The sequence below is a fragment of the Nocardia sp. NPDC051832 genome (assembly GCF_040681285.1).
In the GTDB taxonomy this organism is placed as follows: Bacteria; Actinomycetota; Actinomycetes; order Mycobacteriales; family Mycobacteriaceae; genus Nocardia.
The window spans coordinates 59,855-66,006 of record NZ_JBFAYL010000008.1 but is presented as its reverse complement, the minus strand read 5'-3'; the positions used below and the strand labels follow the sequence as shown (position 1 = coordinate 66,006).

At 70.8% G+C, this 6,152-nt stretch carries 1 protein-coding gene (cut by a window edge); it reads left to right on the top strand.

What is annotated here, in order from left to right:
* Positions 1–13: 13 nt before the first annotated feature.
* Positions 14–6,152: the 5' portion of an SDR family NAD(P)-dependent oxidoreductase gene (locus tag AB0M14_RS35905; RefSeq protein ID WP_365004020.1), read on the top strand. It continues 5,555 nt past the right edge of the window; the window shows 6,139 of its 11,694 coding nt (coding positions 1–6,139); the start codon lies at positions 14–16; its stop codon lies off the right edge, out of view.

Here is a 6,152-nt window from a genome sequence, read left to right as displayed (position 1 = left end):
GGTGGAGAAGAAGATGACCGCGAACACCGAAAAGCTCAGAGACGCGCTCCGGGCGTCGCTGAAGGAGACCGAGCGACTGCGCCGGCTCAATCGTGAACTGGCGGAGACGAATCGGGAGCCCATCGCGATCGTGGGCATGAGCTGCCGCTACCCCGGCGGCATCGCCTCGCCGGAGGACCTGTGGCGGCTGGTGAGCTCCGGGGTGGACGCGGTCGGCGCGTTCCCGCGCGACCGCGGCTGGGACCTCGCGGCGCTCGAGCACACCTCGCACGCCCGGGAGGGCGGGTTCCTCTACGACGCAGCCGAATTCGACGCCGCGTTCTTCGGAATCAGCCCGCGCGAAGCGCTCGCGATGGATCCGCAGCAGCGGCTGGTGCTGGAAACCGCCTGGGAGACCTTCGAACGGGCCGGTATCGACCCGGAGTCGCTGCACGGCTCCACGTGCGGAGTGTTCGTCGGGGCCAACGGTTCCGGCTATGGCGCCGGCGCCGTCCCGGCTGGCGTCGAGGGCTATCTGCTGACCGGGACCGCGGCCAGCGTCATCTCCGGTCGAGTCGCCTACAACTTCGGGCTGGAGGGCCCGGCGGTCACCGTGGACACCGCGTGCTCGTCGTCGCTGGTGGCGCTGCACTGGGCCTGTCAGGCGCTGTGGCAGGAGGAGTGCGCGATGGCGCTGGCCGGCGGGGTGACCGTGATGCCCGCGCCCGGCCTGTTCGTCGAGTTCTCCCGGCAGGGCGGGCTGGCGCCGGACGGCCGCTGCAAGGCGTTCGCCTCGGCCGCGGACGGCACCGGCTGGTCCGAGGGCGCGGGCATGCTGCTGGTCGAGCGCCTGTCCGACGCCCGGCGGCTCGGGCATCCGGTGCTGGCCGTGGTGCGCGGCACCGCGGTGAACCAGGACGGGGCTTCGAACGGGCTCACCGCGCCCAACGGCCCGTCCCAGGAACGGGTGATCCGGCAGGCGCTGGCCTCCGCGCGGCTGGCCGCCGGTGAGATCGACGTCGTCGAAGCGCACGGCACCGGCACCGTGCTCGGCGATCCGATCGAGGCGCAGGCCCTGCTCGCGACCTACGGGCAGGACCGGATGGACCGGCCGTTGCTGCTGGGTTCGCTGAAGTCCAATATCGGCCACACCCAGGCCGCCGCCGGGGTCGGCGGAATCATCAAGATGGTCATGGCGATCCGGCACGGTCTGGTGCCCCGGACGTTGCACGTGGACGCGCCGACCACGCAGGTCGACTGGACCGCCGGAGCGATCGACCTGGTGACCGAGCAGGTGGCCTGGCCGGAGACCGGGCGTCCCCGCCGGGCCGCGGTGTCGTCTTTCGGCGTCAGCGGCACGAACGCGCACACCATTCTCGAACAGGCTCCGGCGGCGGAAACTGCTGCGGCGCAAGGGGACAGGAGGTTTGCGCCGCTGCCCTTCGTGCTGTCCGGTAAGACCGATGCCGCATTGCGCGAACAGGCGGACCGGCTGCTCGCGGACCTCGGCGCGGAACGCGACCCCCTCGATATCGCTTTCTCGCTGGCCACCTCTCGTGCGGCGCTGACCCGGCGCGCGATGCTGGTCGTCGCTGATCGGGATGAGCTGGCGCGGGGGCTGGCCGCGCTGTCCGCGGGCGAGGTCGCGATCGGTAGCCCGGTGAAAGGCAAGCTGGCGTTTCTGTTCTCGGGCCAGGGTTCGCAGCGGCTGGGTATGGGCCGGGAACTGCATGCGGCGTTCCCGGTGTTCGCGGCGGCCTTCGGCGAAGTCTGCGCGGCGGTGGATCTGCCGTTGCGGGAGGTGATCTGGGGTGCGGACGCTGAGTTGTCGAACCGCACCGATTTCGCGCAGGCGGGCTTGTTCGCGCTGGAGGTTGGGCTGTTCCGGCTCGCCGAGAGTTGGGGTCTACGGCCCGATTTCGTGCTCGGGCACTCGATCGGCGAACTCGCGGCGGCACACGTCGCCGGGGTGTTGTCGCTGGAAGATGCCGCGGTGTTGGTGACGGCGCGGGGCCGGTTGATGCAGGCGCTGCCGGCCGGTGGCGTGATGGTCGCGGTGCAAGCCTCCGAAGACGAGATGCGTCCGCTGTTGGTCGACGGGGTGAGTATCGCCGCGATCAACGGTCCGAATTCGGTGGTGTTGTCCGGTGACGAGGATGCGGTGCCGGCGGTGGTTGGTGACCGGAAAGCCAAGCGGCTGAAAGTGTCCCACGCCTTCCATTCCGCTCGGATGGAGCCGATGCTGGCGGAGTTCCGGCGGGTGGCCGCCGGGCTCTCGTACAACAAGCCGCGAATTCCAGTGGTGTCCAACGTGACCGGTGCGCTGGTAGCGGACTACGACGCCGAATACTGGGTGCGGCATGTCCGCGACGCGGTCCGGTTCGCCGACGGTGTGCGATGCCTGGCGGATCTGGGTGTGCGCACGTTCCTGGAGCTGGGCCCCGACGGCACCCTGACCGCGATGGGCCAGAACAGTGCGCCCGAAGCCGGATTCACCCCTGCGCTGCGTAAGGGGCGCTCCGAGCCGGAAGCGGCGATAACCGCTGTGGCGCAACTGCATACGCGCGGCTTCAGCCCGGACTGGACAGCGCTGTTCGCCGGCACCGGCGCACGCCGTGTCGACCTGCCGACCTACCCGTTCCAGCGGGAGCGCTACTGGCTCGAGCCCGCCGCGATCGCGGATGTGGCCGCGGCCGGTCTCGCCGCGGCCGACCATCCGCTGCTGAGTGCCACGGTGTCCCTGCCCGAATCCGGCGGTCTGCTGCTGACCGGCCGACTATCCCTGCAAACCCACCCCTGGCTCGCCGACCACACCACCGGGGGAACGCCACTGCTACCCGGCACCGCCTTCATCGAGCTCGCACTGCGCGCCGCCGCCCAGGTCGGCGCGGCGGCCGTGGAGGAACTGGTGCTGGCCGCACCGCTGCTGCTCCCCGAGCACGGCGGCGTCGACCTCCAAGTGGTCCTCGGCGCCGAGGACGAATCCGGCCGCCGCCCACTGTCGGTGTATTCCGGTCGCGAGGGCGAGTGGACCCGCAACGCCACCGGAATCCTCACGGCGGCAAGGAAAACACCCTCGTTCGAGCTGACCGATTGGCCACCCGCCGACGCCACCGAACTGGACGTCGACTACCTCTACACCGCCCTCGCCAGCGTGGGCATGGGCTACGGCCCAGCCTTCCGTGGCCTGCGCGCCGCATGGCGGCGCGGCACCGAAGTATTCGGCGAGGCAATCCTGCCCGAACCGGGCAACCCGAGCTTCGCCCTGCACCCAGCCCTCTTCGACGCCGGCCTGCACGTCCTGGGCCTCAACGCCTCCGCCGAACAAGACGGCCGCGCCCAACTCCCCTTCTCCTGGTCCGGCGTGACACTGCACGCCACCGCCGCCACCACACTCCGAGTCCAGGTAACCCCCCTCGACAACGGCGGCGTCGCGGTACACATGGCCGACGAAACCGGCGCCCCCGTCGTCTCGGTCGAATCCCTCCTGCTACGCGAAATAACCACGGAACAACCACTCGCCCAGCCGGATTCGCTGTACCACATCGAATGGACGCCCGTCACCGCGCCCGAGGCCGTCATTGAATGGACGCCGAGCGGTGCAAGCGTTGTACTCGTAGCCGATTCCAATGGCTTGGAGTGGACGCCGGGTAGCGCGAGTGGTGCGCCTGCGGTTGCTTCGGAGGCAAGTGATGCCCGCGATGCCGGTCTGGAGGTCGCCGAGGGGACACTCGCCGGTGCGTCAGGTGCCGATCGGGATCTCAGCACGGGGACGACGGCAGGTGTAAGCCGTTCGCTCGAGCCCGATCAGGACGTCGTTGAATCGGCGGCCGTCGGTGCGAAGGGTGTGCTGGGGGCGGCCGCGGATGTCGTCGGAGGGTCGCCGGTCGGTGCGAGTGGTGTGCTCGAGGCCGGTCCGGAGGTCATCGGGCGCGCGCTGGTCGGTGCGAACGATTCGTTCGAGGCTGGTTTGGATGTCGTCGAGTGGACGCGTGCTGGTGCGCCGAGCGACGAGGTTGTCGAGGTGTTCACCTGTGCGCCCGCGCCTGGCGATGCGGCGCAATCCACCCATGCGATGGTGCGCAGGGTGCTGGATGTGCTGCGCGCGTGGCTGGCCGGTGATCGGCCGGGCTCGGCGCGGTTGATGGTGGTGACTACGGGTGCGGTTGCCGCGGTCCCCGGTGACGAGGTGACCGATCTGGCGGGCGGTGCGGTGTGGGGGCTGGTGCGCTCGGCGCAGTCCGAGCACCCGGGTCGGTTCGTGCTCGCCGATGTGGATTCCCCGGACGGTGTGGCGGCCGCGATCGCGTCGGGTGCGCCGCAGGTCGTGGTGCGGGGCGATGTGGTGCTGGTGCCGCGGCTGGCCAAGGTGAAGGCACCTCCGGCCGCCAGCTGGCGGCCGGATGGGACCGTCCTGATCACCGGTGCGGGCGGGAGCCTGGCCGGGCTGGTCGCGCGGCACCTTGTCGAAGCGCACGGTGTCCGGCATCTGTTGCTGGCCAGTCGAAGTGGGCGGATTCCCGATCTCGGCGACCTCGATGTGTCCGTCACCGGTGTCGCCTGCGATGTGGGCGATCGGGCCGCCGTAGCCGACCTGCTGGCGGGGATTCCGGCGGATCGTCCGCTGACCGCGGTGGTGCACACCGCGGGCGTCGTCGACGACGGCGTGCTCGAATCGCTCACCCACGATCGGGTCGACGCGGTGCTGCGTCCGAAGGTGGACGGTGCGTGGCATCTGCACGAGCTCACCCGCGACATGGACCTTTCCGCGTTCGTGCTGTTCTCCTCCGGCGCGGGCGTGTTCGGCACCGGCGGTCAGGCCAATTACGCGGCCGCGAACGCCTTCTTGGACGTACTGGCTCAGCATCGCCGCGCCCGCGGCCTGCCCGCGACCGCGCTGGCCTGGGGTCTGTGGGCGGTCCGCAGCGGCGTGACCGGCCACCTCGCGGAGGCGGACCTGGCCCGGGTGGCGCGCGGTGGCGTGCTGCCGCTGTCGGCCCGGGACGGGCTGGCGCTCTTCGACAGTGGCGTGGCGGCGGACCATCCGCTCGTGGTGGCGATGCGCCTGGACCTGCCGGGCCTGCGGGCCCGCGCCGACGACAGTGAGATCGCACCACTGCTGCGCGGACTCGTAGGCACGCCCGTCCGCCGGAAGACTGCCGTCGCGACCGCTTCGCCTTTGGCGGGGCTGACCGGAGCGGAGCGAGACCGCGCACTACTGGAGCTGGTGACCACACAGGTCGCCGCGGTACTCGGTCACGCGGGCGCGGACGCGGTCGACACCGAGCGCGCGTTCGGCGAGATCGGTTTCGACTCGCTCACCGCGGTCGATCTGCGCAACCGGCTGGGCGCGGTGACCGGGCTGCGGCTGCCCGCGACCCTGGTGTTCGACTACCCGACGCCGGTCGCCCTCGCCGACTATCTGCGCTCGGAAATGTTCAGTGCCGCCGCCGATGTCGACGCGGCGCCCGCCGCGACCGCGATCTCGGCGGACGAGCCGATCGCGATCATCGGGATGGCCTGCCGCTATCCCGGCGGCGTGACGACACCCGAGCAACTATGGGATCTGATCGCCGCCGGGACGGACGCGATCTCGGAGTTCCCCCGCGACCGCGGCTGGGACGTCGACGCGCTCTACGATCCCGACCCGGACCGGCTGGGCACCTCCTACACCCGCGAGGGCGGATTCCTGCACGACGCCGCCGAATTCGACCCCGAGTTCTTCGGCATGTCGCCCCGCGAGGCGATGGCGACCGATGCTCAGCACCGGCTGCTGCTGGAAGCCTCACTGGAGGCGATCGAGCGATCCGGGATCGACCCGGAGTCGTTGCGGGGCAGCAAGACCGGCGTGTTCGCGGGCGTGATGTACGCGGACTACGCGAACGTGGTCGAGCGGGCCGCGGACAACTTCGAAGGCTCGATGGGATTCGGCGGCGCGATCGCCTCGGGCCGGGTCGCCTACACCTTCGGGCTCGAGGGTCCCGCGGTCACGGTGGACACCGCGTGCTCGTCCTCGCTGGTCGCCCTGCACTGGGCGGCGCAGTCGCTGCGTGCCGGTGAATGCTCGCTCGCGCTGGCCGGCGGCGTGACCGTGATGTCGACGCCGGGTGTGTTCGTGGGCTTCTCTCGGCAGCGCGGCCTGTCCCCGGATGGCCGGTGCCGGGCGTTCTCCG